Below are 25,361 nucleotides of genomic sequence, written 5' to 3' on the forward strand. Positions count from 1 at the left end.
GATCGCTACCCGAGGCCAGTACGTGTTAGCGCTAACATGAGCCCTGGGAAAGCCTCCTCGGAATGGGAGCGCATTTGGGCGCGGCAATCACGGCCGCGAGCGTCGGTCGTGCCCTTCAGACTGTGAACGATGACACACCGTGGGTCAAGACGTAACGCAACTGTTTCGTGCAGGTTAGCCCCGTCTTCCGGGGGTTCGGACCAGTGTCGGATCGTCCGAAAGCTCTATTCGAGCCGGTGGGCGTGAGGGTGCGCGGCGCTGTCCGAAGGTGCATCGAGGGTTGTTTTCAACCCTCGGACCAGGTCGAACCTCGTTCGACTTGCGATGTGCGTGGAAAGCTAAAGTTAGCGCAAACTTTTTTAGCTCCGCCGATGCGTTGACCGCTGATCGGAACGGTGGCTACCGTGGCTCGATGGCCCCACCGGCTTCGGTCCCTCGACTCGAAGTCCGGACAGCGACGGGGACGATCGCTCGGCACGCCGAACCGCGTGCCCGCGATGCGTCGAGGCGCCCCATCTCACCGTCGCCCGCTCGACCGGTGTTCGGTGCCCCTTTCATTGTTCACGCTCACAAGAGACCTGGGTCGACCGGTGTCGCCCGATGCGCTGAACGGCGCAACTTGCCGATCGTGGCCCCCGCGCGCTGCGTCGATAAGACCTGGTCCACCTCTTCACGGGCAGGTTGCTCAAAGTTAGCGCTCACATTTAGCTTTGACCCGCCTCGGCGACCATAGTTTCATTGGCGTGACCTTGAGGCGCGCCGTTTCGGGTGTCATCCCGCCCGGTGCGCGCCGCCACGACCGCCGTCGAAGATGACGTGGGGAACTCCGATGCGACGAACTCCGGTGGCACGAACCGCGACGGGCACGTCTTGCCGGTCGCCCTCGGGATCCGGTGTGCGACGAGGTGTGCCCGGCCGGACCCGCCTCCGCCGGACCCACCCCCGCCGAGCCTGACGCCACCGCGTTCCGCGCTCGCTGTCCGTCGGCCCCGCGTCGCGTGCTCATCGCGACCGACCCACCCTGCCGATCCCGTGACCGACGCCGACGGCGTCCCGGTCGAAGCTGAAAGGGACGACGATGCCCACTGGCACGCGCAGACGACTCCTCCACCTCGCCGCCGCGGCCGCGGTGGCGCTGGGACTGCTCACCGCGGCGCCCACCGGGCCCGCGGTCCAGGCCGCGCCGGGCAGTCCCGCGCTCACCCCGCCGCTGGGCTGGAACAGCTGGAACAGCTTCGGCTGCGGCATCACCGAGGGGCAGGTCCGCCAGGCCACCGACGCGATGGTGAGCTCGGGGATGCGCGACGCGGGCTACCAGTACGTCGTCGTGGACGACTGCTGGTTCGACCCGCAGCGCGACGCGCAGGGCAACCTGCGCGCCCACCCGACCAAGTTCCCCAGCGGCATGAAGGCGCTCGGCGACTACATCCACGCCCGCGGCCTGAAGTTCGGCATCTACCAGGCGCCCAACGAGAAGACCTGCGCCCAGGGCGTCGGCACGCACCCCGGCTCCACCGGCAGCAAGGGCTACGAGGTCCGGGACGCGCAGTCGTTCGCCTCGTGGGGCGTGGACTACCTGAAGTACGACTGGTGCTCGGGCAGCGGCACCCGGGACGAGCAGATCGCCCGGTTCAAGATCATGCGCGACGCCCTGCGCGCCACCGGCCGCCCGATCGTGTACAGCATCAACTCCAACAGCTTCCACGCTCCCACCGGTGACAAGTACAACTGGGGCGAGATCGCCGACCTCTGGCGGACCACCGAGGACCTGCTCGACATCTGGCAGAACGGCAACACCAACAGCTACCCCATGGGCGTGGGCAACGTCCTGGACATCACCGCCCCGCTCGCCGTCCAGTCCGGTCCCGGGCACTGGAACGACCCGGACATGCTCGTCGTCGGGCGTCCCGGGCTGAGCCTGACCGAGTCGCGGGCGCACTTCGCGCTGTGGGCGCTGATGGCCGCGCCGCTGATGGCGGGCAACGACATCCGCACCATGTCCGCCGACGTCAGCGCGATCCTGCGCAACCCGCGACTGCTGGCGGTGAACCAGGACCCGCTCGGCGTGGGCGGCCGGCGGGTGCGCGACGACGGCAACACCGAGGTCCTCGCCAAGCCCCTGGCCGACGGCTCGGTCGCGGTGGGACTGCTCAACCGGGGCAGCGGCACCGCCACGGTGTCCACCACCGCCGCCCAGATCGGCCTGTCCGGCGGCTCCTTCTCCCTCACCGACCTGTGGACCGGCGGCACCTCCACCTCCACCGGCGCGATCTCGGCCAGCGTGCCGGCGCACGGCGTGGCGGCGTTCCGCGTCTCCGGCGGCAGCCTGATCTCCGCCACCACGTCCCGACTGCGCGGAACCGGCTCCAACCGGTGCGTCGACGTCGAGAACGCCTCCACCGCCGCCGGTGCGAACGTGCTGCTCCAGGACTGCCACACCGCCGCGGCCCAGCAGTGGACCAGTTGGGCGGGCGGCGAGATCCGGGTGTTCGGCGACAAGTGCCTCGACGCCTACAACCAGGGCACGGCCAACGGCACGCGCGTGATCACGTGGTCGTGCAACGGACAGGCCAACCAGAAGTGGACCCTCGGGTCCGACGGGTCCATCCGCAACACCCACGCCGGGCTGTGCCTGGACGCCGAGCAGGCCGGCACCGCCAACGGGACCCGGCTGATCCTGTGGACCTGCAACGGCCAGAACAACCAGAAGTGGAGCCGCGCCTGACGGTCGCCCGAACGGCGCGTCCGCCCTCCGGCGCCGTCGCGTCACGCACCCCGTCGGCACGGCTCCCGAGCCGGTCCCCTCGCACGGCACCGCGAGGGGACCGGCGCCCACCGCGCCGGCCTGCTCGACGTCCACCCGCTATCCAGTGAGGAACACCGTGCGCACCGCCCGCAACCCCGTGATCGGTGGATCCCACCCCGACCCGAGCGTGTGCCGAGTCGGTGACGACTACTACCTCGTCTGCTCCAGCTTCGAGTACTTCCCCGGCGTGCCCATCTTCCACAGCCGCGACCTGGTGCACTGGCGACAGGTCGGCAACGTCCTGCGCCGGCCGGAACAGCTGCGGCCGCCGGTCGGCACGCCCGCCTCGCGCGGGGTCCACCGGCCCACCATCCGCTACCACGGCGGCAGGTTCTGGGTGATCGCGACGGACATGTCGACGGGCGGCACGTTCGTCGTCACCGCCGAGCGGCTGGCCGGTCGCTGGTCCGACCCGGTGTGGATCGACCTGCCCGGCGTCGCGCCGGACCTGGCGTGGGACGAGGACGGCGACTGCTGGTGCACCACGTCCGACGGCGGCACCGCCCGCATCGACCCTTACCGGGGAACGGTGCTGGACGGTCCGTGGCGGACGTGGCGCGGCACGGAAACCCGGTATGCGCAGGCACCTCACCTGTACCACGTCGGCGACTGGTGGTACCTGCTGTTCAAGGACGACCACGCGTTCGCGGTCGCCCGTGCGCGCACGCCCCGCGGGCCGTTCGAGCCCGCGCCGGGCACGCTCGTCGGCACCGGGGGTGCGATCCGGGGCATCGGCCGCGCGGACCTCGTCACGACACCGGGTGGGGGCTGGTGGCTGGTGCAGCCCGGGACCCGCGAGCACCCGTCGGGCTTCCACGTGCTCGGGCAGGAGGTGTTCCTGACCCCCGTGCGCTGGGAGGACGAGTGGCCGGTGGTCGACGAGGTGACGGGAACGGCGCCCACGCCGGAGGAGTGCCGACCGCTGCCGCCGCTGCCGGCGCGCGACGACTTCGACGAGTTCGTGCTCGCCCCGTCCTGGATCTCCCCGCGCGGGCTGCCGGACGGGTCCTGGTCGCTGACCGAACGCCCCGGTTGGCTGACGCTGCGCGCCACCGGCGACACCCTCGACCGCCCCGGCTGCACGTTCGTCGGCAGCCGGCTGCGGCACCCGGACTCACGGGTGTCGGTCCGGCTGGACCCAGGCACGGGCCGCGCTGGTCTGAGCATCCGGCGCGACGACGCGCACCGCTACGACTTCGAGGTCGTGGCCGGCCGGGTGGACGTGGTCGCCCGGATCGGACCGGTGCGCCAGGTCGTGGCCAGCCGCACCAGGCGGCCCGGACCGATCACGCTCACGGTGGTCACCCGCACGACCGACCTCGTGCCACCGTCCTTCGTGCGCCCGACCGACGAGTCCACGGGCGTCGTGCCCGCCGGGCCCGACACCATCGCGTTCCACGTGGACGACGATCCGGGTCCCTTGGCGGAGTTGGACGGCCGCTACCTCTCGCCCGAGGTGAGCACCGACCCGGCCGGACGGGTCGTCGGCATGTACGTCACGCGCGGTGTCGCGGCGTTCGACTGGTTCGACTACCGCGGCTTCGGCTGAGACCTGTGCACGCTAACAAAACGGGTTGAGCGCAATCATTCCGTTGGTTCAGGTGGGTGAACACCTTCGGGGAGCGCTCCCAACTTCCACGTGACGGGCCTGCAAGATCGAATAGCGAAAGGTTTGCGCTGCGAATCAGCTAAAGTTAGCGATAACAATTTTAGCATTCTTGAGCAATTGACTGCGCTGCTGCGCGTGGTTACATTCGACACCCAGAGTGAATCCTTCTCCGCGGGAGATGCAACCGCTGCGCGGCCTTGCCGCGACCGTCCCGGTAGCCGAGCTGCCGGACCGAATGCCGCCACGGTTCGGACCAGCCATCGAGCGACCGCACGACTGGGAGCGCTCCCGGAAAGTTTCCCCCCTTACCCACAACACAGCAACGACGCTGCGAGGACCTGAATGAATGCGACAAAACTGGCACGCGGCGGCGCCGCTGCCGCCGCCCTGACCCTGTGTTCGGGGCTGCTGGTCCTGGCGAGCACCTCGGCCAGCGCGGCACCCGGGTGTTCGGTCGACTACAAGGTCAACCAGTGGGACACCGGCTTCACGGCCAACGTCACGCTCAAGAACCTGGGCGACCCGATTTCCGGCGGGTGGACGCTGGAGTGGGACTTCCCGGGTAACCAGAAGATCACCAACGGCTGGAGCGCCACCTACGCCCAGTCCGGTCAGCACGTGAGCGCGAAGAACCCCTCGTGGTCGTCGACGCTGCCCACGGGCGGGAGCGCGTCCTTCGGTTTCAACGCCTCGTTCTCGGGCTCGAACGCCCTCCCCACGTCGTTCAAGCTGAACGGCACCACGTGCGGCGACCCGATCTCGACGTCCACGTCGACCTCCACCTCGACCTCCACCTCGACCTCGACGTCCACTTCGACGTCCACGTCGACCACGACGTCGACGACCACGACGACCTCGACCACGCCGGACAACCCCGGTGAGCACCTGCCCAACCCGTACGCGGGCGCCAAGGGCTACCTGAACCCCGACTACGTGGCCAACGTGAACACCCTGGCCGACGCGACCGGTGGCGCCCTCGGCACCTCCATGCGCAAGGTCGCCCAGCACTCCACCGCCGTGTGGATGGACCGGATCGGCGCCATCACCGCCGGCCGGGGGTTGACCGGTCACCTCGACGAAGCACTGCGGCAGGCCGCCGGCGGCACGCCCGTGGTGATCCAGGTCGTCGTCTACGACCTCCCCAACCGCGACTGCGCCGCGCTCGCGTCCAACGGCGAGCTCAAGGTCGGCGAGAACGGTCTGGCCCGGTACAAGGCCGAGTACATCGACCCGATCGCCGCGATCCTGGCCGACCCGAAGTACCGCAGCCTGCGGATCGTCAACATCGTCGAGCCCGACTCGCTGCCGAACCTCGTCACGAACCTGAGCAAGCCCAAGTGCGCCGAGGCCAGCTCCAGCGGCGCGTACGTCCAGGGCATCCAGTACGCCCTGAACAAGCTCAGCGCGATCCCGAACGTCTACAACTACGTGGACATCGGGCACGCGGGTTGGCTGGGCTGGGACACCAACATGGGTCCCTCGGTGCAGTTGATCGGCAACACCATCAAGGGCACCACCAAGGGCGTCAACAGCATCGACGGCTTCGTGTCGAACATGGCCAACACCTCGCCGACCGACGAGCCCAACCTGCCCGACCCGAACCTCACCGTCGGGAGCCAGCAGCTGCGGTCCGCGACCTTCTACCAGTGGAACCCGTACTTCGACGAGGCCGACTTCGGCACCGAGATGCGGAACCGCTTCATCGCGGCCGGCTTCCCCAGCGGCATCGGCATGCTGATCGACACCTCCCGCAACGGCTGGGGCGGTCCGAACCGGCCCACCGGTGCGAGCGGTTCGACGGTGGACGCGTACGTGAACTCCGGCCGCATCGACCGCAAGCTGCACCGGGGCAACTGGTGCAACCAGGCCGGCGCGGGCATCGGCGCACGGCCCACGGCCGCACCGCGGGCGGGCTTCGACGCCTACGTGTGGATCAAGCCTCCGGGTGAGTCCGACGGCATCGCGACCAAGACCGACGGCCCCAACGAGGAAGGCAAGCAGCACGACCCGATGTGCGACCCGGCCTTCCGCGGCGACGACCAGGCCAACGGCGGCAACCTGACCGGCGCCATGGCCGGTGCGCCGCACGCCGGTTCGTGGTTCCCCGCCGGGTTCACCTCGCTCGTCCAGAACGCGTACCCGGCCCTGTGAGGGGGTGACACGATGACGCGCACGAAACGGACCGCGACCGCGTGCGTCCTCTCCAGTGCACTCCTGGCCGGGGCGGTGGCCCTGGCGGTGAGCGGCGGTGCGACCGCGCAAGCGGCCGACTCGGCGTTCTACGTCGACCCGTCGACCTCCAGCGCGAAGTGGGTCGCCGCCAACCCCGGCGACTCGCGGGCGTCGGTCATCCGTGACCGGATCGCCTCCGTGCCGCAGGCGCGGTGGTACACCACCACCAACACCTCGACGGTGCGCTCGGAGATCAGCTCCTTCGTGGGCGCGGCGGCGTCGGCCGGGAAGATCCCGATCCTGGTGGTCTACAACATCCCCAACCGCGACTGCGGTGGGGCCAGCGGTGGCGGCGCGCCCTCGCACCAGGCCTACCGGGCGTGGGTCGACGAGGTCGCGGCGGGATTGGCTGGTCGTCCCGCGACGATCGTGCTCGAACCCGACGTGCTGCCGATCATGAGCAACTGCCAGAACGCCGATCAGCAGAGCCAGACCAGGGCGTCGATGGCCTACGCGGGCAAGAAGCTGAAGTCCGGTTCCGCGCAGGCCAAGGTGTACTACGACATCGGCAACTCGGCGTGGCTGAGCCCGGCGGAAGCCGCCAACAGGCTCCGCGCCGCCGACATCTCCAACAGCGCCGACGGCATCGCCTCGAACGTGTCGAACTACCGCAGCACGTCCGACGAGGTGGCGTACACCAAGAACATCCTCAACGCCGTCGGCGACGGCAGGCTCACGGCCGTGATCGACACCAGTCGCAACGGCAAGGGCCCGCAGGGCACCGAGTGGTGCGACCCGCCCGGGCGCGCGATCGGCACGCCCAGCACGACCAACACGGGCGACTCCAAGATCGCCGCGTTCCTGTGGGTCAAGCTGCCGGGCGAGGCGGACGGCTGCATCGCGCCGGCCGGCCAGTTCGTGCCGCAGCGCGCGTACGACCTGGCGATCGCGGCGGGTCCGACGTCGACGACAACGTCGACGTCGACCACGACCACGACGACCACCACCACCACGGGCAACAACCCCGGCGGTGGCTGCACGGTGACCCACCGGGTGGTCAGCAAGTGGTCGGACGGGTACACCGGCGAGATCGTGATCGTGAACCGGGGCCAGGCCGTCAACGGCTGGACCCTCACGTTCTCGTCGCCCGGTGTGTCCGTGATCCAGGGCTGGAACGGGACGTGGACCGACACGGGCGACGTGGTCCGGGTCACCAACGCGTCCTGGAACGGTTCGCTCCCGACCGGTGGAACGACGACCATCGGTTACAACGCGGGCTACAACGGAGCAACACCGCCGTTCGGCTCACCCGCCCTGAACGGCACCGCGTGTTCCTGACCCGGTCCTGAAGCGGATCCCCGTCCCGGTCATCGCCTCCGCGGGACGGGGAACCGCTGAGGGAACCAGAACGCCCCGGCCACCTCTCGGTGGCCGGGGCGTTCTGGTGTGGTGGCCGGGAGAACTCCGGCGCACCTGCCCGATCAGGCGGTGGCGCAGGCCGCGCCGTTGAGGGTGAACGAGGTCGGCTTGGCCGTGTTGCCGGTGTGGGTGGCCTGGAACCCGATGCCCACCGAGCCGTTCGGCGGGATCGCGGCGTTGTAGGCGACGTTGCGCGCGGTCACCTGCCCGGACGACGGCGAGTAGGTGGCGCTCCAGCCCGAGGTGATGGTCTGCCCGCCGGGGAGGGTGAAGACCAGGGACCAGCCGTTGATCGCGGTGCTGCCGGTGTTGGTGATGGTGATGCTCTCGGTCAGGCCGGTGTTCCACGCGTTGACGGTGCTGGAGACCCGGCACGAGTCGGACCCGGGCGGCGTCGTCGTTGTCGTGGTGGTGCTCGTCGTGGTGCTCGTGCTGGTGCTTGTGGTAGTCGTTGTCGTGGTGGTCGAGGTGGGGCCGGTGCGGTCCAGGCCGAAGAACTCGACCGCCCGCGCGGCCATGCCGGTGGAGGGCAGGCTGTGCCCGGCGCCCTGGATGCTGTACGCCTCGACCTGGACGGTGCCGGAGGTGTCGGCGTAGCGGCGGCGGTTCCAGTTGGGCTGCGGCGTGTCGGAGGACGTCGGTGTCTGGCTGAGGCCGAACACGTTGGTCCACTGCTCGATGGTCTCCTGGAGCAGCGAGTACGGCACGAGGGTGTCGTTGGTGCCGTGCCACAGCTGCACCCGCGGCCGCGGGCCGGTGTAACCCGGGTAGGCCTGCCGGACGGCGTCGCCCCACTGCTGCGGTGTCCGGTTCGCGCCTCCGCTGCCGGTGCACCGGCTGTTGCCGGGCGGGAAGTCGGCGGCGTTCGCGAAGCAGTTGAACGGCACGCCCATGAACGCCGCACCTGCCTTGAACACGTCCGGGTAGAGGGCCAGCATGTGGTTGGTCATCATGCCGCCGGACGACGACCCGGTGGCGAAGACGCGGTTCGGGTCACCGCCGTAGCGCTGCTGGACGTACGTCACCATCGAGATGATCGACACCGGGTCGCTGCCGCCGCCGCGCCGCTTGGCCGTGTCCGACCAGGTGTCGAAGCACTTGCCGAACCCGGCCTCCTGCTGCGCGCTGGGGTAGATCACGACGAAGCCGTGCCGGTCGGCCAGCGAGGCGAACTCGCTGCCCGAGTAGAAGCCGGGGCCCGAGCCGCCGCACCCGTGCATGGCCACCAGGATCCCGGGATTGGCCGGGCGCGAGTCCGGCGCGTAGACGTGCATCCGCATCCCGCCGGGGTTGCTGCCGAAGCTGGTGACCTCGGTCAACGACGCCGCCGATGCGGGGGTGGGTGCTGTGGCGGCGAGGCCGCCGACGGCCAGTGCCGCTGTTGCGGCGAGTAGGAGACTTCCTCTGATCTTCATGCGCTCGACTCCTTTGTTCCGCGCGCGACCGGATGGGGGAAGTTGGCTGCGGGCAGGGAGACCCGACTGCGGCGAAGGGGAGATCCACGCGTGGACGTGCCCGCCGGATGCTGTCGTGCCTGGTCGAGGCTGCCCGCACCCGTTATGTGACACTTAGCTTGGACCTCGATCAGGAAACTGTCAATCAACCGTCTCGACAGTTGCGGCCTGCTCCACTCGCGCCGATTACAGTCGGTTCCGACCGCCCTCCCGAGCCACCGCCGGAGCCGCCGTGACGAGCCCTTATGACATCGAGGAGATCTTCCCGGACGACGCCGCGGGCCCGGTCCGGCTGCCCCGGCGGCAAGCGGGCAACTCACCGCAGGGACTGACCGTGACCCTGCTCGCCGACTACACGCTGCGCACCCGTGCCTGGCTGCCGTCGGCGGCCATCGTGGCCCTGCTGGCCGAGGCGGGGGTCAGCCACGCGGGTGCACGGGCCTCGATCAGCCGACTCGCCCGCCGCGGCGTGCTCGAAGGCAGCAAGCAGGGCCGCAACAGCTCCTACCGGCTCACCGAGGCCGTCGCGACCGTCCTGTCCACGGGCGGCCGGGCCATCGTCTCCTCCGCCGTCGACACCGGGACCTGGGACCAGCGGTGGACCCTGATCGCGTTCTCCCTGCCGCAGGACGAGGTCGCCAGGCGGCGCGAGTTCCGCAGCCACCTGCGCTGGCTCGGTTTCGCGCCCCTCTACGACGGTCTGTGGATCTCGCCGCACGACCTCGCCGACAAGACCAGGTCGTACCTGGCCGACCTCGCCTTCGGCGCCTTGACCGTCTTCCGCGCCCGCCACGTCGAAGTCGGCTCGGTCGTCGGCCGCAACCCCCTCGACGCCTGGGACACCACCGACATCGCCCGCCAGTACGAAGCCTTCATCCAGTGCTGGAGCCCGCTGCTCGACCGGGTGCGCGACGCCCGGGTCACCGGGGCGGAGGCGGTCCGCGCGCGCACGGAGGTTATGGACACCTACCGACGGCTGCCCTACCTCGACCCCCGACTGCCTCTCGACCTGCTCCCACCGGGATGGCTGCGCGAACCCGCCCGCGACCTGTTCACCGCCGTCTACGACGGCCTCGCCGGCCCGGCCGCGGACCACGTCCGGGCCGTCGCGGGCAGGTTCACCACCGGACCCCTCACCGACATCCGCGCGCACACCGTCGCGGACCTGCTGGACAGCGTGCGCAACGGCCCCGACGCCGGCTTCGGCGAGTCGCCGTCGACCCGGCAGCGCACCGGGTCCGCCGTCGAACCGTGATCGCGTCGCACGGGGTCTGCCGTCGAACCGTGATCGCACCGCGCCGCGAGCCCGTCGCGGCGCGGTGCGGTCACGGTGACGTCCTTCCCGGCGGATGCGCCACGCCGGCGACCGGAACGAGTCCGGCCGCCGGCGTCACCGGTGCTGTGCGGGCACTCAGCCGGCGGAGCAGGTGAGGGAGAGGGCGCCCGCGGTCCCGTTGGCCTGGAAGCCGAATTCGGTGGACCCGCCGGCGGGGATGCCGCCGTTGTAGGCGACGTTGGTGAACGTCACCGTGCCGGTGTTGCCGCTTCGCCCGGAGTTCCAGGAGTTCACGATGCTCACCCCGGACGGCAGTGCCAGCGACACGGACCAGCCGTTGACGCTCGACGAGCCCGCCGAGACCTTGATCGTGGCCACGAAGCCGCCGTTCCACTGGTCGAGCGCGGACACGGAGGCCGCGCAACCGCCCGGTACCGGCGTCGTCGTGGTGGTCGATGTCGTCGTGGTGGTGGACGTGGTCGTGGAGGTCGTCGTCGAGGTGGTCGTCGTCGTGGTGGTCGTGGTGGTGGAGGAGGGCGGGGCCGCGTTGAGCGCGTTGAGGACCGCCGTGTAGGCGGGCTTCTTGTTGCCCGAGCCGTCGAACAGCAGCGGGGTGCCCGAGGCGCGCCACGAGTCGGTGTCCCGGATGCCCCACACGGTGATGCCGGTGCAGCGGGTCACGGCGAGGCAGGCCTTGACGACGCGCTCGTAGTTCGCCGCCTGCGCGGAGCCGGAGCCCTCGATGTCGAGCTCGGTGATCTGCACGTCCACGCCGAGGTTGGCGAAGTTCTGCAGGGTGGTCTGGTAGTTGCCGGGCACCGGGCTCTGGGGGTTGAAGTGGGACTGGAGGCCGACGCAGTCGATGGGGACGCCGCGCTGCTTGAAGTCCTGCACCAACCGGTAGACGGCCTGGGTCTTGGCGTGCGTCCAGTCGTCGGTGTTGTAGTCGTTGTAGCAGAGCTTCGCGTTCGGGTCGGCGGCGCGGGCGGCGCGGAACGCCGCCTCGATCCAGTCGTTACCGGTGCGCTGGAGGTTCGAGTCACGACGCGCGCCGGAGCTGCCGTCCTGGAACGCCTCGTTCACCACGTCCCACGCGTAGATCTTGCCTCGGTAGTAGGTGGCGACCTTGGTGACGTGGTTGAGCATCGCGCTGCGCAATGCCGAGCCGGACATGTTCTGCATCCAGCCGGGTTGCTGGGAGTGCCATGCCAGGGTGTGGCCGCGTACTCGTTTGCCCTGTGATCGGGCGAGGTTGACGATGCGGTCGGCGTTGCCGTAGGTGAACTGGTTCTGGTTGGGTTCGGTGGCGTCGATCTTCATCTCGTTCTCGGCGGTGACCATGTCGAACTCGCGCTGGAGGAGTCCGGAGTAGGTCGAGTCGCCGAGTCTGCCCGCGGCCACCGCCGTGCCGAAGTACCGGCCGGTCTGCGCCGCCGACGCGCCGAGCGTGCTCGCGGCCGAGGCCGTCGTGGCCGTGAAGATCACCGCGCCACCGGTTGTGGCCACCAAAGCCGCCACGAGCGCTGCTCGTGACACTGACCTCGCTGTCAGCTTCATGTGTGACACCTTCTGAGGGACAGCCGCCGCGTGTCCGACGGGTAGTGGTGAATCGGGCTCGTCCAGGCTTTCCGTGCGCGACGTTTCGCGGGTGGACAGCGGCGGATCCGGAATCGGCGAACCGGTGAACGGGTTCGCCGCTCGAAACTTTGGGCGGAAGTTTCGACGGGCTGTCCCTGGATCGACCTGGATGCCGGAAGTATCCCACCTATTGTGGGCGCTCACAAGCGTTGTACGGGCCTCTCGGCCGCGTCGCGAATGGCATGTGCCGAGCTAAAACGATGCTAAAAATTTCGTACTGCTCCATTGGCGGCAATGAACCATTCCAACCGGTGGCGGCGGGTTGGAGACATGGCGAATCCCGGTCCACCTGTCCGACTCGCACCTCCGCTTCCGCGCCGGAGCTGCCGGAACCGCCGGCCGGTGAGCTGTCCGGCGCGGACACCGCAGGAGCAAGGAACGCTCAACGGCTTCGTACCCGACGGCGCGGTACACGTGCCCGCGGGCATTCCGATTCGACCACGCCGGCTGGTCGGTCACCGGCGCTCATCGTGCGCCGCGCGTTGCACGGGGCCCGCCGTCGCGCCGCACCGCCAGGTAGACCGCCCGGACCGCCAGCGTCCGCTCGATCCCGGCGATGATCGGTGCGAAGAAACGCTCTCGATGATCGGTGTCGCTCATCGAGGTGATGGTGAAGTACATGCTGCCGAACGCGGCGAAGAGGGTGGCGTTGCGCAGCAGCGCCACCGGCACGGACGGCAGCAGGTCGGACCGCGCGGCCGGGGCGCCGATCCACTGCTCGGCGGTCTCGGGCGTGACCACGATCAGGCCCAGGACGATGAAGAAGCCGAACAGCGCCAGCCCGACCACGGCGGCCTGGACGAGCTGCCGGGTGGCGAGCACGACCAGCAGGTTCCGGGACTGGCGGCCGTTGAGCGGCACCGCGCGGAAGGGCTGCTCGCGCGCCAGCTCCTCGATCGGCACGGAGGCCAGCGGTGTGCCCTGGCACGCCGCCGTGAGCAGGGGCGGGCTGAGGTCCTGCTCGACGCGGCCGATCTCGTCGCGCAGGCGCGCGGCTGCGGCGAGGACGGTGACCGCGGCGAACAGCAGGACGACGAGCACGAGCCGCCACGTCGTGAACCGGTTCATCGCCTGCCACAGCTCACCGGTGAAGAACAGGAACAGGGTGACGAACAACATCGACGGCAGGGCCCGCCCGAGCAGGTGCGTGCTGTTGCGCAGGTCCTGCACCACGTGCACGATCGCCCGACGTAGCAGCGTGCCGAACCCGTAGGTGGTGGCCAGCAGCGTCGCGGCGAAGGCGCCGGCGAAGAAGAGGGCGAACCCCGGCAGTCCCACGTCCTGCCCCGCGGGCGCCGTGACGTCGTCGTCGACGGCCAGTTGCATCAGGGGCGCGGCGACCGGCATCGCCGCGTACGCGACGAGTATCGCGACGGTGGCCGTCGGCGAGAAGCGGGGCAGCCGCCGGAGGAAGGTCCGCACGGTCGCCCACGCGGCCGCCGTCACCACGAGCACGACGCCGAGCAACGCCCACCGATGGGCACCGGCGGTCTTCAGCGGCACGAGCCACGCGAGGCTCCCGAACGTGACGAAGACCAGGGCGGGCAGCATCCGGGGCAGGATGTGGGAGAAGAACCCGTACCCCTCGATCATGGTCGGGGTTCCACTTCGGACGAACCAGCGTTCGGTCTGGCGCCCGAGCCCACGGGATGCGGTGAACGGCATGGCGCAGATGATGCCCCCTCGTCCGGGTGCGGGGTAGTGGCGCGGCAGGGGTGTGACTTCCTCGGTCAACCCGTCGTGGCACGTCCGACCTTGCGCCTTGCCGACGCGGTGCCGGACATGGCCAGCACGGAGAGCAGCACGAGCGCCGAGGCCGGCCCGAGCACCGCCCAGGGCGCCAGTTCCAGGTACGGCTGGTTCTCGGCCAGCAGACGACCCCACTCCGGTGTGGGCGGTTGCTCGCCCAGCCCGAGGAAGCCGAGCGACGCCAGCACGAGGACCGTCGTGGGCAGGCGCAGCAGGGCGTTGCGCAGCACGGCCGGCAGCACGGCGGGCAGCAGGTGGCGGCGCAGCAGGTGCGTCGGGCCGGCACCGCACGAGATCGACGCCAGGACGTGACCGCTCGCCCGTTCCTGTTCGGACAACGCCGCGGTCTGGGCGGCGTAAGGGGTCCAGCCGACCAGGCACACCGCGGCCGCGGCACCCCACACCGAGGGCCCGGTGACCGCGGTGGTCAGGAGTCCGACCAGGACGGCGGGCAGCGTCGACATGACCTCGGTCGGTCCCGCGGTCACCCGTCCCGCCATGCCGAGCAGCAGCCCGGTGACGACGCTGACCGCCGTCACCGCGAGTGCCAGGCCGCCGGTGCGCAGCGCGCCGTGTCCCAGCCGGGCCAGCAGATCACGACCGAGCGCGTCCGTGCCCAACGGGTACGTGGCCGAAGGCGGCAGCAGGCGGGCCGCCGTGTCGACGTGCAGGGGATCGCGCAGCAACCCGAGGAGGACCAGCGCGAACAGGGTCGTCGCGCAGAACCCGGCCACCCGGCGGGTGGAGCGGCGCGACCGGAGGACCGGTGCGTGCGGTGCGTTCAGCCCGCCTTCCCGCAGGGCCGGACCGAGCAGGGCGTGCCGCAGGGCCTGGATGAGCATTCCGGCGGCGACGCCGAGCAGGGCGAGCGCCAGGGTCGCGGTTTGCAGCGGCGGGAGGTCCTGGGCGATCGCGGCGTCCAGGGCGAGTCGGCCGAGCCCCGGGATGTTGAAGATCTTCTCCACCGCGACCGCGCCGCCGACGAGGGCGACGACGGTCGGCAGGAGCTGGGGCAGCACCCCGGCCACCGCGCCGCGCAGCGCCCGCACGGCGATGCGCCCGGGCGGGATCCCGCAGGCGTGCCACGTCCGCACCCACGGCTCGGCGAAGGTGGCGGGCAGGGACTGGTCGAGCAGACCGCCGATCATCGCCCCGGACGGCACGCCGAGGGCGAGGGCGGGCAGCACCATCGACGCCGGTCCCGCCCAGCCGCTGGACGGGAACCACCCCAGCCACACCCCGAACACGGTGGCGAGCAGCGCGGCGAGGAGGAACTTGGGCAGCGCGGCGAGGAAGGCGGCACCGGTGCCCGCCCGCCCCGGTGCCGGCGCCTGCCGTGCGCCGGAGTGGAGGGTGCGCGCGATGACCAGCGCGGCCACCGCGAGCGTGACCACGAGCGCGCCGAGCATCAACGTGGTCGAGACCGCGAAGGCGCTCGTCACCTGCGGGAGGACCGGTTCACCCGACACCCAGGAGGTGCCCGCGTCACCGCGCGGCAGTCCTCCCAGCCACCGCGCGAGGTGCTTGAGCGGTCCCTCGTCCAGGCCGAGTTGCGCCCGCACCGCGGCCAGTTGCGCGGGGGTGGGGTCCTGGTCGGCGGAGCGGGCCCGCAGGACCGTCAGCGCGGGGTCCGTCCCGGACAGCCAAGGCAGCAGCGTGACGGCCGTCAGCAGCCCCGCACCGGCGGCGACGCGGCCCGCGCCCGCCTGCCACCGGGGCGGGCGGGCGTCGACGCCGGTGGACTTGGTGCTGATCATCCGTCGCTACTTCAGGCGGGTGTCGAGGTCGATCAGGCTGCGCTCACGGGGGTCGAGGCGCACGCCTTCGACGTTCGCGCCGATGCCCTGCACGACCTTCTCGTGGACCAGCGGCACCACGGCGTCGGTGCGCAGGACCGCCGCCTCAGCGAGCATGATCTTCTGCTGCCTCCGCGTCGGGTCGTCCTCCGCCGCGGCGGCGGCGATGGCCTGGTCGAGCGCGGAGTCCTTGACCCGGGCGATGTTGTAGACGCCGTTGCCGGCGAAGTCGCTCGCGAGGTACGCGACCGCGTCGCCGGTGTCGAGGAGCGTCACCCGGGAGAAGACCAGCGCGTCGTACCCGCCGGCGAGCAGGTCGGCCTCCATCTGCGTGTACTCGCGGACGTCCTGCCGCACCGCGAACCCGGCCTGCTCCAACTGCTGCTGCACGACGGTCGCGATCTCGGGCAGCTCGGCGCGGTTGGTGTAGGTGGCCAGGCGCAGTGGCGTGCCGCCGGTCTTCGACCTGACCTGGTCGGCGGTCGCGGCCGGCGCGCGGCCGGTCACCTCGACCCGCTTGTCGGCCGCCCACGGCACAGCGGGCCCGAACAGGCCACGCGCGGGGTCGGCATATCCGCCGAAGACCGAGTCGACGAGCGCGGAACCGTCCACCGCCTCACGGGCGGCCGAGCGCAACGAGGTGTCGGCGAAGACACCGCCCGAGGTGTTGAGGACCAAGCTGTCGGTCCGCACGGAGGGCACCTCGTGCCGGGTGCCGGCGTCCAGCAGCTTCGCCTGGGAGGTGGGGATCCACTCGGCGACGTCGACCTCGCCCGCGCGCAGGCCGTTGGCGCGGGCGGCGCCGTCGGCGATCCAGGTCACGTCGATCCCGGGCACCTTGGCCTTGCCGCCCCAGTAGTCGTCGAAGCGGTCCAAAGTGGCCTTGGTCTTCCCGGTGAGTCCGGTGATCCGGAAGGCGCCGGTGCCCGCGCCGATGGGGCTGACGGAGCCGTCCGCCGCGTAGGCCTTCGCGGCGAAGATGCCCAGCGCGGGGCTGGCGAGACGGAGAGGGAGCACCGGGTCGGCGACCTTCGTGCCGATCGTGACGGTGTCGGCGTCCTCGGCCTTCGCGGTCAGCGTCACGTCGCTGAGCACGCGGGGCTTGGACTTCGCGGCGCCCGCGTGGTCGAGCGCGTTGACGACGGACTCGGCGGTCACCTCGGTGCCGTCGTGGAACTTGGCCTGGCGCAGCTCGAAGACCCAGGTCGTGCTGTCCGTCCGGGTCCAGGACTTCGCCAGCGCGGGTGCGGCGACGCCGTCCGCGCCCAGCGCCGTGAGTCCTTCGGCGACAGACAGCTTGCTCAGCGCGGTCGCGTCGTTGCTGTAGGGGGACAGGGCCTGCACCGGCGGCACCGCGAGGGCGACCCGGACCCGGCCGGCCGACCCGCCTTGCGCGTTCGGGTCGCCCGAGCCCGACACGAAACAACCTGCCAGCAAAGGGATGGCGGCGAGCGCGGCGACGAAGCCGGAGGTGGTTGAGCGCATGGTGGGTCCTGTCGTGCGGAGCGGTGGGTACGTCCTGACTCACCGGACGGCGGTGAGGGCCACGACACCGTATAAGGCAAGGCTTACCAAGCTCGGTCCGGGGTGATTGAAATCTCAACGATCGAGCGCGCCTTTGATGGAAACGATTGTCATGAGCTACGGTCCGGTCGTTCGCTTCTCGACGACCCCGGGACAGGCTCTGATGCAGCACCGCACGCCCTTGGCCGCAGCCGGCCTCATGGCTGTTTCCGTTCTCCTCACCGGGTGCTTCGCGACCGGGGCGACCGGCACCGACGACCCGTCCGGTGAAGGCCGGATCAAGGTGGCGATGATGCTGCCGCCGCGCTCGGCGCTGTCGCCGTTCAGCGACGACGCCTTCAAGCTGTCCCGCTGGTCGACGGCCGAGACGCTGGTGAACCTGGACGAGAAGGGCGACGCGCGGCCCGCGCTGGCCACCCGGTGGACCCGCACGTCCGACACGACGTGGGAATTCGTCGTCCGGCAGGGCGTGACGTTCCACGACGGCAGCGTGCTCACCGCGGCCGTGGCCGCGAACACGCTGACCCGCGCGATGAAGGCCTCGCCCAAGCCGCGCATCCTCGACGGCGTCCGCCTGGAGGTCCGCGCCGAGGCGGACAAGATCGTGCTCACCACCGACGTGCCGGATCCGCTGGTGCCGCAACGACTCTCCTCGCCGCAGCTGTCCGTCCTGGCCGAGCGGGCGTACGCCCCGGACGGCAAGGTGAACCCGATCGGCGCGGGCAGCGGCCCGTTCGAGCTGGTGCGCGTCAACGGCACGACGGGCGCCACGCTCGACCGCTTCGACGGTTACTGGGGTGACAAGGCGAAGGCCGCGGGCATCGACGTCTCGTTCGTGCCGGACGGCGCCGCCCGCGCCGCGGCGATCCGCAGCGGTGAGGCCCACGTGGTGGAGGCGGTTCCGGTGTCCCAGGCGGCGCTGCTGGACCAGCGGACGATCACCGAGGTGCCGATGCCGCGCACCAACACCCTGTACCTCAACACCAGGACCGGGCCGTTCGCCGATCCCGCACTGCGTGCCGCGGCACGGGAGGCGATCGACGCCGAGGCGATCGTGAAGGGCGTCTACGAAGGACGGGCCGACGTGGCGCAGGGCCTGCTCGGACCGGCGCTGCCGTGGGCGGCCGAGGGGCGGAAAGCCCCGGGCGATCGGACGAAGGCCGCGGCTCCGGCGGGGGCGACCATCACCCTCGCGACGTTCACCGACCGGGCCGAGCTGCCCGAGGTCGCATCGGTGCTGCAACAGCAACTGCAGGACAAGGGCTTCACGGTGAACCAGGTCGTGCGCGAGTACGCGCACATCGAACAGGACATGCTGGCCGGCAGGTTCGACGCGTTCATCCTGTCCAGGGCGACGGTGCTGGACTCCGGCGATCCCGTCGCCTACCTGAGGTCGGACTTCGCCTGCGACGGGTCGTTCAACATCGCGGGGCTGTGCGACCCGGCGGTGGACGCGGCCGTGGCGAAGGCGGCGGGGGTGGAAGCCGGCGATCAGCGCCGGGCCGCGATCCTGGAGGTCGAGGCGGCGGTGCTGCGGACCGACGCGGCGATCCCGATGCTGCACGAACGCGTCATCCAAGGCGACCTGGCGTCGGTGGCGGACTCGGCCAAGGACCCGCGGGAGCGGATGCTGGTCACCGCGGCCACCCGGTTGAGGTGAGCGGCGTGTCGGTGCGCGACCGCGCCGGTGCGCTCCTGTCCCGCGCCGGTGCGCTCGCGCTGGTCGTCGCGGTCGTCGGGTCGCTGCCCTGGCTGTCGGGTCGTGATGCGGCGCTGTCGGTGCTGCGTGCCCGTTCCGCCGAACAGGAGGCGACGCCGGAGGCACTGGCGTCCGTGCGGCGGGAACTCGGCCTGGACGCGGGCCCGGCGGGGCTGTTCGGTGACTGGCTGGGCGGGGTGCTGCGCGGCGACCTCGGGCGGTCCTGGGTCAGCGGCGGTGACGTGCTGCCGTCGGTGCTGTCGGGTTTGGGCGTCTCGTCGACCCTGATGGGCGCGGCGCTGGTCGTCGCCCTGCTGGTGGCCGGCGCGTTGTGCGCGCGGACGGTCGTGCGCGGGGCGCGGGGCACGCTGCGAGGCGGTCCGGGCGGCGGTGGGGCCGCGGCGCTGGCGGCGCTGCCGGAGTTCCTGGTCGCCACGATCCTGTTGATCGTCGTCTCGGTGTGGCTGGGGTGGTTCCCGCCGTACGGCTGGGACGGACCGCGGCACCTGGTGCTGCCCGCGCTCGCGATGGGCATCCCGGCGGGTGCGGTGCTGGGACGACTGGTCGACGACGCCCTGCCGGCCGCGCTGCGGGAGCGCTGGGTCGGGCTGTGGCGGTCCTCGGGGTGCACGCCGCGCGTCATCGCGTGGGCGGCGTTGCGCCGCGTCCTGCCTCCCCTGCTGCCGCAGATCGGCCTCGTGGCCGTCGGCCTGACCGGTGGCGCGGTGGCCGTCGAGACCGTGTTCGCGGTGCCCGGCATCGGCCGCGCCGCCCTGGGCGCCGCGGAATCCCAGGACTTGCCGCTGCTGCAGGCTTCGGTGCTCGCGCTGGTGCTCCTGGGCGTGGTCGCGGGAACGGTGGCGGCGCTCGTCCGGCACCGGCTGCTCGGACCCGGGTTGCGCGACGCCGCGTTGTCGCTGCCCGCGCCGGTGGCGGGGACGACCGGCCGTGCGCGGCAGGTGGTCCCGCTCGTGTGCGCGGTGGTGCCGGCCGTGGTCATCTGCTGGGGGTTGCTGCTGGAGCCGCTGCGGCTGGACGTGGCCGACCGGCTCGCGGGCCCGTCGTGGGCGCACCCGCTGGGCACCGACGCACTCGGCCGGGACGTCCTCGCCAGGGTCGGCCACGGCGCCGCCGCGACGCTCGGTGTGGCGGCGGGCGTGTGCCTGTGCTCCTACGTGCTCGCGGTGGTGCTGGGATTCCTGCCGAGCCTGGCGTCGGGCGTGGCGGAGACGGCCAACGCCGTGCCGCCGGTGATCGCCGGCATCCTGGTCGCCGCCGTGCTCGGCCCCGGCACCGTGGGCGCGTCCATCGCGGTCGCGCTCGTGTCCTGGCCGCCGCTGGCCTCCCACGCGGCGGCACTGGTCCAGGAAACGCGAGCCGCCTCCTACGTGACGGCGTTGCGCGCCATCGGGTCGCCACCGTCGTGGATCCTGCTGCGCCACGTGCTGCCGGCGGTGGCCGGTCCGGTCGCCCGCCACGCCGTCCTGCGCCTGCCGATCATCGCGCTCGCCCTGGCGTCCCTGGGCTTCCTCGGGCTCGGCGCGCAGCCACCCGCGCCGGAGTGGGGCCTGATGCTGGCCGAGTCGCTGCCCTACGTCGAGCGCGCTCCGCTGGCGGCACTCGCACCGGCGGCGATGCTGCTGCTGCTCGCCGCGCTCGCGGTCTCGTTGTCCACGCTGAGCGGATCGGGCCGAACGGGCTCCGGGCCGTTCGGCGCGATGCGCCGGCGACGCCGGGTGCCGATCGTCGAAGGGGTTGGTGCGCGATGAGCGCTGGAGCGCTGCTGGAAGTCCGCGGCCTGCGGATCACCGCGACCCGGCCGCACGAGGTCGAACTGGTGCGCGACGTGTCCTTCGACGTCGCGGCGGGCGAGATGCTCGCCGTGGTGGGGGAGTCGGGCGCCGGGAAGTCCCTCATCGCGCGAGCCGTGCTCGGGTTGCTGCCCACCGGGATGCGCGTGCGCGGTCGGATCCGGTTCGACGGCGAGGAGCTGGTCGGTGCCGCGGGTGCGGCGCACCGGGCGTTGTGGGGACGCCGGATGGCCTTCGTGCCGCAGGACGCCCTGTCCGTGCTCAGTCCCGTGCACACCGTCGGGGACCAACTCGCCCTCGCCGTCCGGTCCGTGCGGGGAGGCGGGCGCAGGGCGGCGCTGGAACGGGCTGTCGCCGCGCTCGACCGCGTCGGCATCCCGGACGCCGCCCGCCGTGCCCGCGCCTACCCGCACGAGTTCTCCGGTGGCATGCGCCAGCGCGCGGTGATCGCCATGGCGACGGTCAACGAGCCGGACCTCGTGGTGGCCGACGAGCCGACCACCGCGCTGGACCCGACCGTCCAAGCCCGGATCCTGGACATGCTCGGCACGCTCCGCGAGCGGGCCGGGATGGCGGTCGTCCTGGTCACGCACGACCTCGCCGTCGCCGCCGCCCACGCCGACCGCGTGCTCGTGGTGTACGCGGGCCGGCACGTGGAGTCCGGACCGGTCCACCGGGTCCTGCGCGAGCCGCGTGCCCCCTACACGGCCGGCTTGATCGCGTCGTTGCCGCCGCGGCACGCGAAGAGCAGGTACCTGCCCGCGATGTCCGGAACGCCCGCGACGAGCGGTTCCCCGCCACCGGGGTGCGCCTTCGCCCCGCGTTGCCCCGCGGCGACGGACTCCTGCACGGCCCACGAGCCCGAGCCCACCGAGTGGCGGGAGGGGCACTGGGCGTCCTGCCACCGGCTCGACGACCTGCCGCGCCGCACCACGGACCTGTTCGAGGGGTCCGCGGCATGACCGCGCCACTGCTCGAAGTCCGCGACCTCGTCGTCCGCTACCCGGCACGGGGACGCCGCACCCCGCCCGTGACGGCGGTGGACCGGATCTCCTTCACCGTGGCCGCGGGGGAGACGCTCGCCCTGGTCGGCGAGTCCGGGTCCGGCAAGTCCAGCACCGCCGCCGCGGTGCTCGTGCTGCGCAGGCCGGACGGCGGGTCGGTCCGGTTCGAAGGCCGTGAGCTGACCACTGTGGACCAACGCGGACTCCGCACGCTCAGGCGCGGTGTCCAGCCGGTGTTCCAGGACCCGCACGCCGCGCTCAGCCCGCGCAAGACGGTGTTCGACGCGGTCGCCGAGCCGCTGCGCGTCCAAGGTCGCTGGGATGCCGCGGCCGGCCCCGCGCGCGTGGCCGAACTGCTCGACCTCGTGCACCTCGACCGGTCCGTCGCCCGGAGGCTGCCGCACGAGCTGTCCGGCGGGCAGTGCCAACGGGTCGGCATCGCGCGGGCGCTGGCGAGCGAGCCGAGGCTGCTGGTGCTCGACGAACCGGTGTCGGCGCTCGACCCGTCGGTGCGCGCCGGGGTGATCAACCTGTTCACCGAGTTGCAGGACCGACTGGGGCTCGCCCAGCTGTTCATCTGCCACGACCTCGCACTGGTCCGGCACGTCGCGCACCGGGTGGCGGTGCTGCACCGCGGCCGCATCGTCGAGTCCGGTCCGGCTCGCCGGGTGTGCGACGCACCCGCCCACGACCACACGCGCGAGCTGCTGCGGTCCGTCGTGAGCCCCGTCTGGGCAGACCCGGCGCCATGAGGTCCACGCCCCGGGCGGACGGAGCTCGCGTTGTCGAGCCTGCCGGTCCCGGAGATGCTCTATGTCGCCCGCGAGACCCAGGGAGACGACCATGACCGCACTGTCGCCGCACCTCCGCCAGGCCACGCCCATGGTCGCGGTTCGGGGGGAGGGCGTCCACCTGTACGGCGAGGACGACAGGCGCTACCTCGACTTCACCGCCGGGATCGGCGTCACCAGCACCGGTCACTGTCACCCGGCCGTGGTGGCCGCGGCCCAGGAGCAGGTCGGCAAGCTCGTGCACGGCCAGTACACGACGGTGCTCCACCAGCCGTTGCTGCGGCTGGTGGACAAGCTCGGCGAGGTGCTGCCGGAGGGCCTGGACAGCCTCTTCTTCGCCAACTCGGGCAGCGAGGCGGTCGAGGCGGCGTTGCGGCTGGCGCGGCACGCCACGGGCCGCCCGAACGTGCTGGTCTGCCACGGCGGCTTCCACGGCCGCACGGTGGCCGCCGCGTCCATGACCACCTCCGGCACGCGGTTCCGGGCCGGGTTCTCGCCGCTGATGGGCGGGGTGGTCGTCACGCCGTTCCCGACCGCGTTCCGGTACGGCTGGGACGAGGAGACCGCCACCGACTTCGCGCTGCGCGAGCTGGACTACGTGCTGCAGACCGTGTCCGCTCCCGCCGACACGGCCGCGGTCGTCGTGGAGCCGGTGCTGGGCGAGGGCGGGTACGTGCCCGCGACCCGCCGCTTCGTGCAGGGCCTGCGCGAACGCGCCGACCGGCACGGCTTCCTGCTGGTCCTGGACGAGGTGCAGACCGGCGTCGGCCGCACGGGCCGCTTCTGGGGGCACGACCACTTCGGCGTCGTGCCGGACGTCCTGGTCACCGCCAAGGGGCTGGCCAGCGGCTTCCCGCTGTCCGGCATCGCGGCGCCCGAGTCGCTGATGCGCAAGGCGTGGCCGGGCTCGCAGGGCGGCACGTACGGGGCCAATGCGGTCGCCTGCGCCGCCGCCTGCGCGACGCTGGACGTGGTCCGCGACGAGGGGCTGGTCGACAACGCCGAGCGGATGGGCCGACGGCTGCGCGCCGGGCTGGAGGCGGTCGCCGCCACGACGCCGGCGATCGGTGACGTGCGTGGCCTCGGCCTGATGCTGGGCACGGAGTTCGTCACCCCGGACGGCCGCCCCGACGGGGAGACCGCCGCCCGGGTGCAGCGCGCCGCCGCGGAGGAGGGGTTGCTCCTGCTGCTGTGCGGCGCGTGGAACCAGGTCGTGCGGATGATCCCCGCGCTGGTGATCGACGAGCAGTCCGTCGACGAAGGGCTGCGGGCGTGGGCGTCCGCGGTCGAGGTGGGCGTGGTGGCGCCGTGACGGCGGACGCTTCGACGACGTCGGCGCGGCCTCGCGCTCGACCCGCGTCCACGCAGCCCATCGACTTCAACTCCACCTCGAACCGGACGGAGGCGTGACGCCACCATGACCGACACAGCGACCGACGCAGCGACCGACACAGCGATCACCGACGCAGCGATCACCGACAGCCGTGCGACCACGCTCGTCGTCGGCGCGCTGGCCGCCGGACCGGGGACCAAGGTGCGCGACAGCGTGCGGGCCGACCTCGGCACGCTCACCGTCGACATCCCGCTGGTCCTGGTCAACGGCAGCAGGCCGGGCCCCCGCGTTGTGATCACCGCCGGTGTCCACGGCGGCGAGTTCACCGGGATCGACGCGGCCCACCGGCTCGCGACCCGCCTGGACCCCGATCGGGTGCGCGGACAGGTGCTCCTCTGCCTGGTCGCCAACCCTCCCGCCGTCTACGACGGACGGCTCGGCACGTCCCCGCTCGACGGGGTCAACATCAACCGCGTCTTCCCCGGCGACCCCCGGGGCGGCCCCACCGAGCGGTTGGCGGCCTGGCTGTTCGCCAACGTGGTCGACGGCGCCGACGCGTACGTCGACCTGCACTCCGGTCGCATCGACGAGTTCCTCCGCGACTTCGTCGGCTACCGCCTCACCGGCGACCCGGAACTCGACGCGAAGGCCGCCGCCATGGCCCGCGTCATCGGCTACGAGGACGTGGTCCTCGGCCTGGACGCCGACGGTGGCAACAGCCACGCGGCGGCGGCCCGCCGGGGCATCCCGGCCATCCTGGTCGAGACCGGCCAGCTCGGCGAGCGCGACCCGCGGGCGGCCGAGCGCCTCGTCGACGCGCTGCTGAGGTTGCTCGACTTCCTCGACGGCGACGACGTCGGAACCCCACCGGTCACCGAGTGGGTCTGGGCCGGAGCCGTGGTCTGCGAGGCCACCGGCCTGTGGTACCCGCACTTCGCCGCGGGCACCGACGTGACCGAGGGCCAGGTCATCGGCCGCATCACCGACCCCGTCGACGGTCGGGAGCACGAGGTCCGCGCGACGGCGACCGGACGCGTCTTCTACGGCATGCACGGCTTGACCGTGGTGCCCGGCACCGACCTCGCCGCCATCGCGGCACCCCGCTGACCCGGCACCCGCTGACCCGGCACCCGCTGACCCGGCACCCGCTGACCCGGCACCCCGCTGACCCGACACCCCCGTTGACCCGACACCGCGTTGACCCGGGTGGCGCGCAGCGGTCGGGCGCAGGAGACGTGCGAGACGTTCGCTTGCCGGGGTGGGTCCGCGTTTGGCACGAT

General features: G+C 71.8%; 16 protein-coding genes. 11 read left to right on the forward strand and 5 right to left on the reverse strand.

From position 1 onward, the window contains the following. The first annotated feature begins 1,078 nt into the window (after window positions 1–1,078). From AB0K14_RS28850 to AB0K14_RS28865, 4 genes are all read left to right on the forward strand, one after another. On the forward strand, window positions 1,079–2,725 hold the full coding sequence (locus tag AB0K14_RS28850) for an RICIN domain-containing protein (RefSeq protein WP_360466307.1): 1,647 nt from the start codon (window positions 1,079–1,081) through the stop codon (window positions 2,723–2,725). A 157-nt stretch (window positions 2,726–2,882) separates the two neighbouring features. Beyond that, window positions 2,883–4,355: a glycoside hydrolase family 43 protein gene (locus AB0K14_RS28855; protein WP_364339275.1), complete on the forward strand. Its 1,473-nt coding sequence runs from the start codon at window positions 2,883–2,885 to the stop codon at window positions 4,353–4,355. Between the two features lie 402 nt (window positions 4,356–4,757). Continuing rightward, the gene (locus tag AB0K14_RS28860; protein WP_360466301.1) at window positions 4,758–6,566 is read left to right on the forward strand and encodes a glycoside hydrolase family 6 protein; all 1,809 of its coding nucleotides are present in this window, start codon (window positions 4,758–4,760) and stop codon (window positions 6,564–6,566) included. Between the two features lie 12 nt (window positions 6,567–6,578). Then, window positions 6,579–7,925 carry a glycoside hydrolase family 6 protein gene (locus AB0K14_RS28865; protein WP_360466298.1) on the forward strand — a complete coding sequence of 449 codons (1,347 nt, stop codon included), beginning with the start codon at window positions 6,579–6,581 and terminating at the stop codon, window positions 7,923–7,925. Between the two features lie 143 nt (window positions 7,926–8,068). Here AB0K14_RS28865 and AB0K14_RS28870 read toward each other — a convergent pair whose 3' ends face one another. Beyond that, window positions 8,069–9,421 (reverse strand): PHB depolymerase family esterase, encoded by a 1,353-nt coding sequence (locus tag AB0K14_RS28870; protein WP_360466295.1) that lies wholly within the window; start codon window positions 9,419–9,421, stop codon window positions 8,069–8,071. Window positions 9,422–9,692: 271 nt separating this feature from the next. Here AB0K14_RS28870 and AB0K14_RS28875 point away from each other — a divergent pair, with 271 nt between their 5' ends. Continuing rightward, window positions 9,693–10,715: a PaaX family transcriptional regulator C-terminal domain-containing protein gene (locus tag AB0K14_RS28875; protein ID WP_360466291.1), complete on the forward strand. Its 1,023-nt coding sequence runs from the start codon at window positions 9,693–9,695 to the stop codon at window positions 10,713–10,715. 156 nt (window positions 10,716–10,871) lie between these two features. On the opposite strand, the gene AB0K14_RS28880 is transcribed toward AB0K14_RS28875, so the two are convergent. The 4 genes from AB0K14_RS28880 to AB0K14_RS28895 form a co-directional block, all read right to left on the reverse strand. Next, entirely contained in the window at window positions 10,872–12,293 is a 1,422-nt protein-coding gene (locus AB0K14_RS28880) for an endo-1,4-beta-xylanase (RefSeq protein WP_364339280.1), read from the reverse strand. A gap of 546 nt (window positions 12,294–12,839) precedes the next feature. After that, the gene (locus AB0K14_RS28885) at window positions 12,840–13,967 is read right to left on the reverse strand and encodes a hypothetical protein (protein ID WP_360465834.1); all 1,128 of its coding nucleotides are present in this window, start codon (window positions 13,965–13,967) and stop codon (window positions 12,840–12,842) included. Window positions 13,968–14,104: 137 nt separating this feature from the next. Next, window positions 14,105–15,880, reverse strand: coding sequence for an ABC transporter permease subunit (locus tag AB0K14_RS28890; protein ID WP_360465831.1), 1,776 nt, complete (start codon window positions 15,878–15,880; stop codon window positions 14,105–14,107). Window positions 15,881–15,886: 6 nt separating this feature from the next. Beyond that, window positions 15,887–17,404 (reverse strand): ABC transporter substrate-binding protein, encoded by a 1,518-nt coding sequence (locus AB0K14_RS28895; RefSeq protein WP_360465829.1) that lies wholly within the window; start codon window positions 17,402–17,404, stop codon window positions 15,887–15,889. 238 nt (window positions 17,405–17,642) lie between these two features. Between AB0K14_RS28895 and AB0K14_RS28900 the strand changes: the two genes are divergently transcribed. The 6 genes from AB0K14_RS28900 to AB0K14_RS28925 all read left to right on the forward strand — a co-directional run bounded on the left by AB0K14_RS28900 (window position 17,643) and on the right by AB0K14_RS28925 (window position 25,188). Continuing rightward, on the forward strand, window positions 17,643–19,103 hold the full coding sequence (locus tag AB0K14_RS28900; protein WP_360465826.1) for an ABC transporter substrate-binding protein: 1,461 nt from the start codon (window positions 17,643–17,645) through the stop codon (window positions 19,101–19,103). Window positions 19,104–19,108: 5 nt separating this feature from the next. Further along, window positions 19,109–20,911 (forward strand): ABC transporter permease subunit, encoded by a 1,803-nt coding sequence (locus AB0K14_RS28905; RefSeq protein ID WP_360465823.1) that lies wholly within the window; start codon window positions 19,109–19,111, stop codon window positions 20,909–20,911. Further along, window positions 20,908–21,915, forward strand: coding sequence for an ABC transporter ATP-binding protein (locus AB0K14_RS28910; RefSeq protein WP_360465820.1), 1,008 nt, complete (start codon window positions 20,908–20,910; stop codon window positions 21,913–21,915). The genes AB0K14_RS28905 and AB0K14_RS28910 overlap by 4 nt, the downstream gene beginning before the upstream one ends. Continuing rightward, window positions 21,912–22,709: an ATP-binding cassette domain-containing protein gene (locus tag AB0K14_RS28915; protein WP_360465817.1), complete on the forward strand. Its 798-nt coding sequence runs from the start codon at window positions 21,912–21,914 to the stop codon at window positions 22,707–22,709. The genes AB0K14_RS28910 and AB0K14_RS28915 overlap by 4 nt, the downstream gene beginning before the upstream one ends. A gap of 91 nt (window positions 22,710–22,800) precedes the next feature. After that, complete coding sequence (locus AB0K14_RS28920) at window positions 22,801–24,060, forward strand: aminotransferase class III-fold pyridoxal phosphate-dependent enzyme (protein WP_360465814.1); 1,260 nt, start codon at window positions 22,801–22,803, stop codon at window positions 24,058–24,060. Between the two features lie 105 nt (window positions 24,061–24,165). Beyond that, the gene (locus AB0K14_RS28925; RefSeq protein ID WP_360465811.1) at window positions 24,166–25,188 is read left to right on the forward strand and encodes a succinylglutamate desuccinylase/aspartoacylase family protein; all 1,023 of its coding nucleotides are present in this window, start codon (window positions 24,166–24,168) and stop codon (window positions 25,186–25,188) included. Window positions 25,189–25,361: the final 173 nt, after the last annotated feature.

Source organism: Actinosynnema sp. NPDC050801 (genome assembly GCF_040673975.1).
Taxonomy (GTDB): Bacteria; Actinomycetota; Actinomycetes; order Mycobacteriales; family Pseudonocardiaceae; genus Actinosynnema.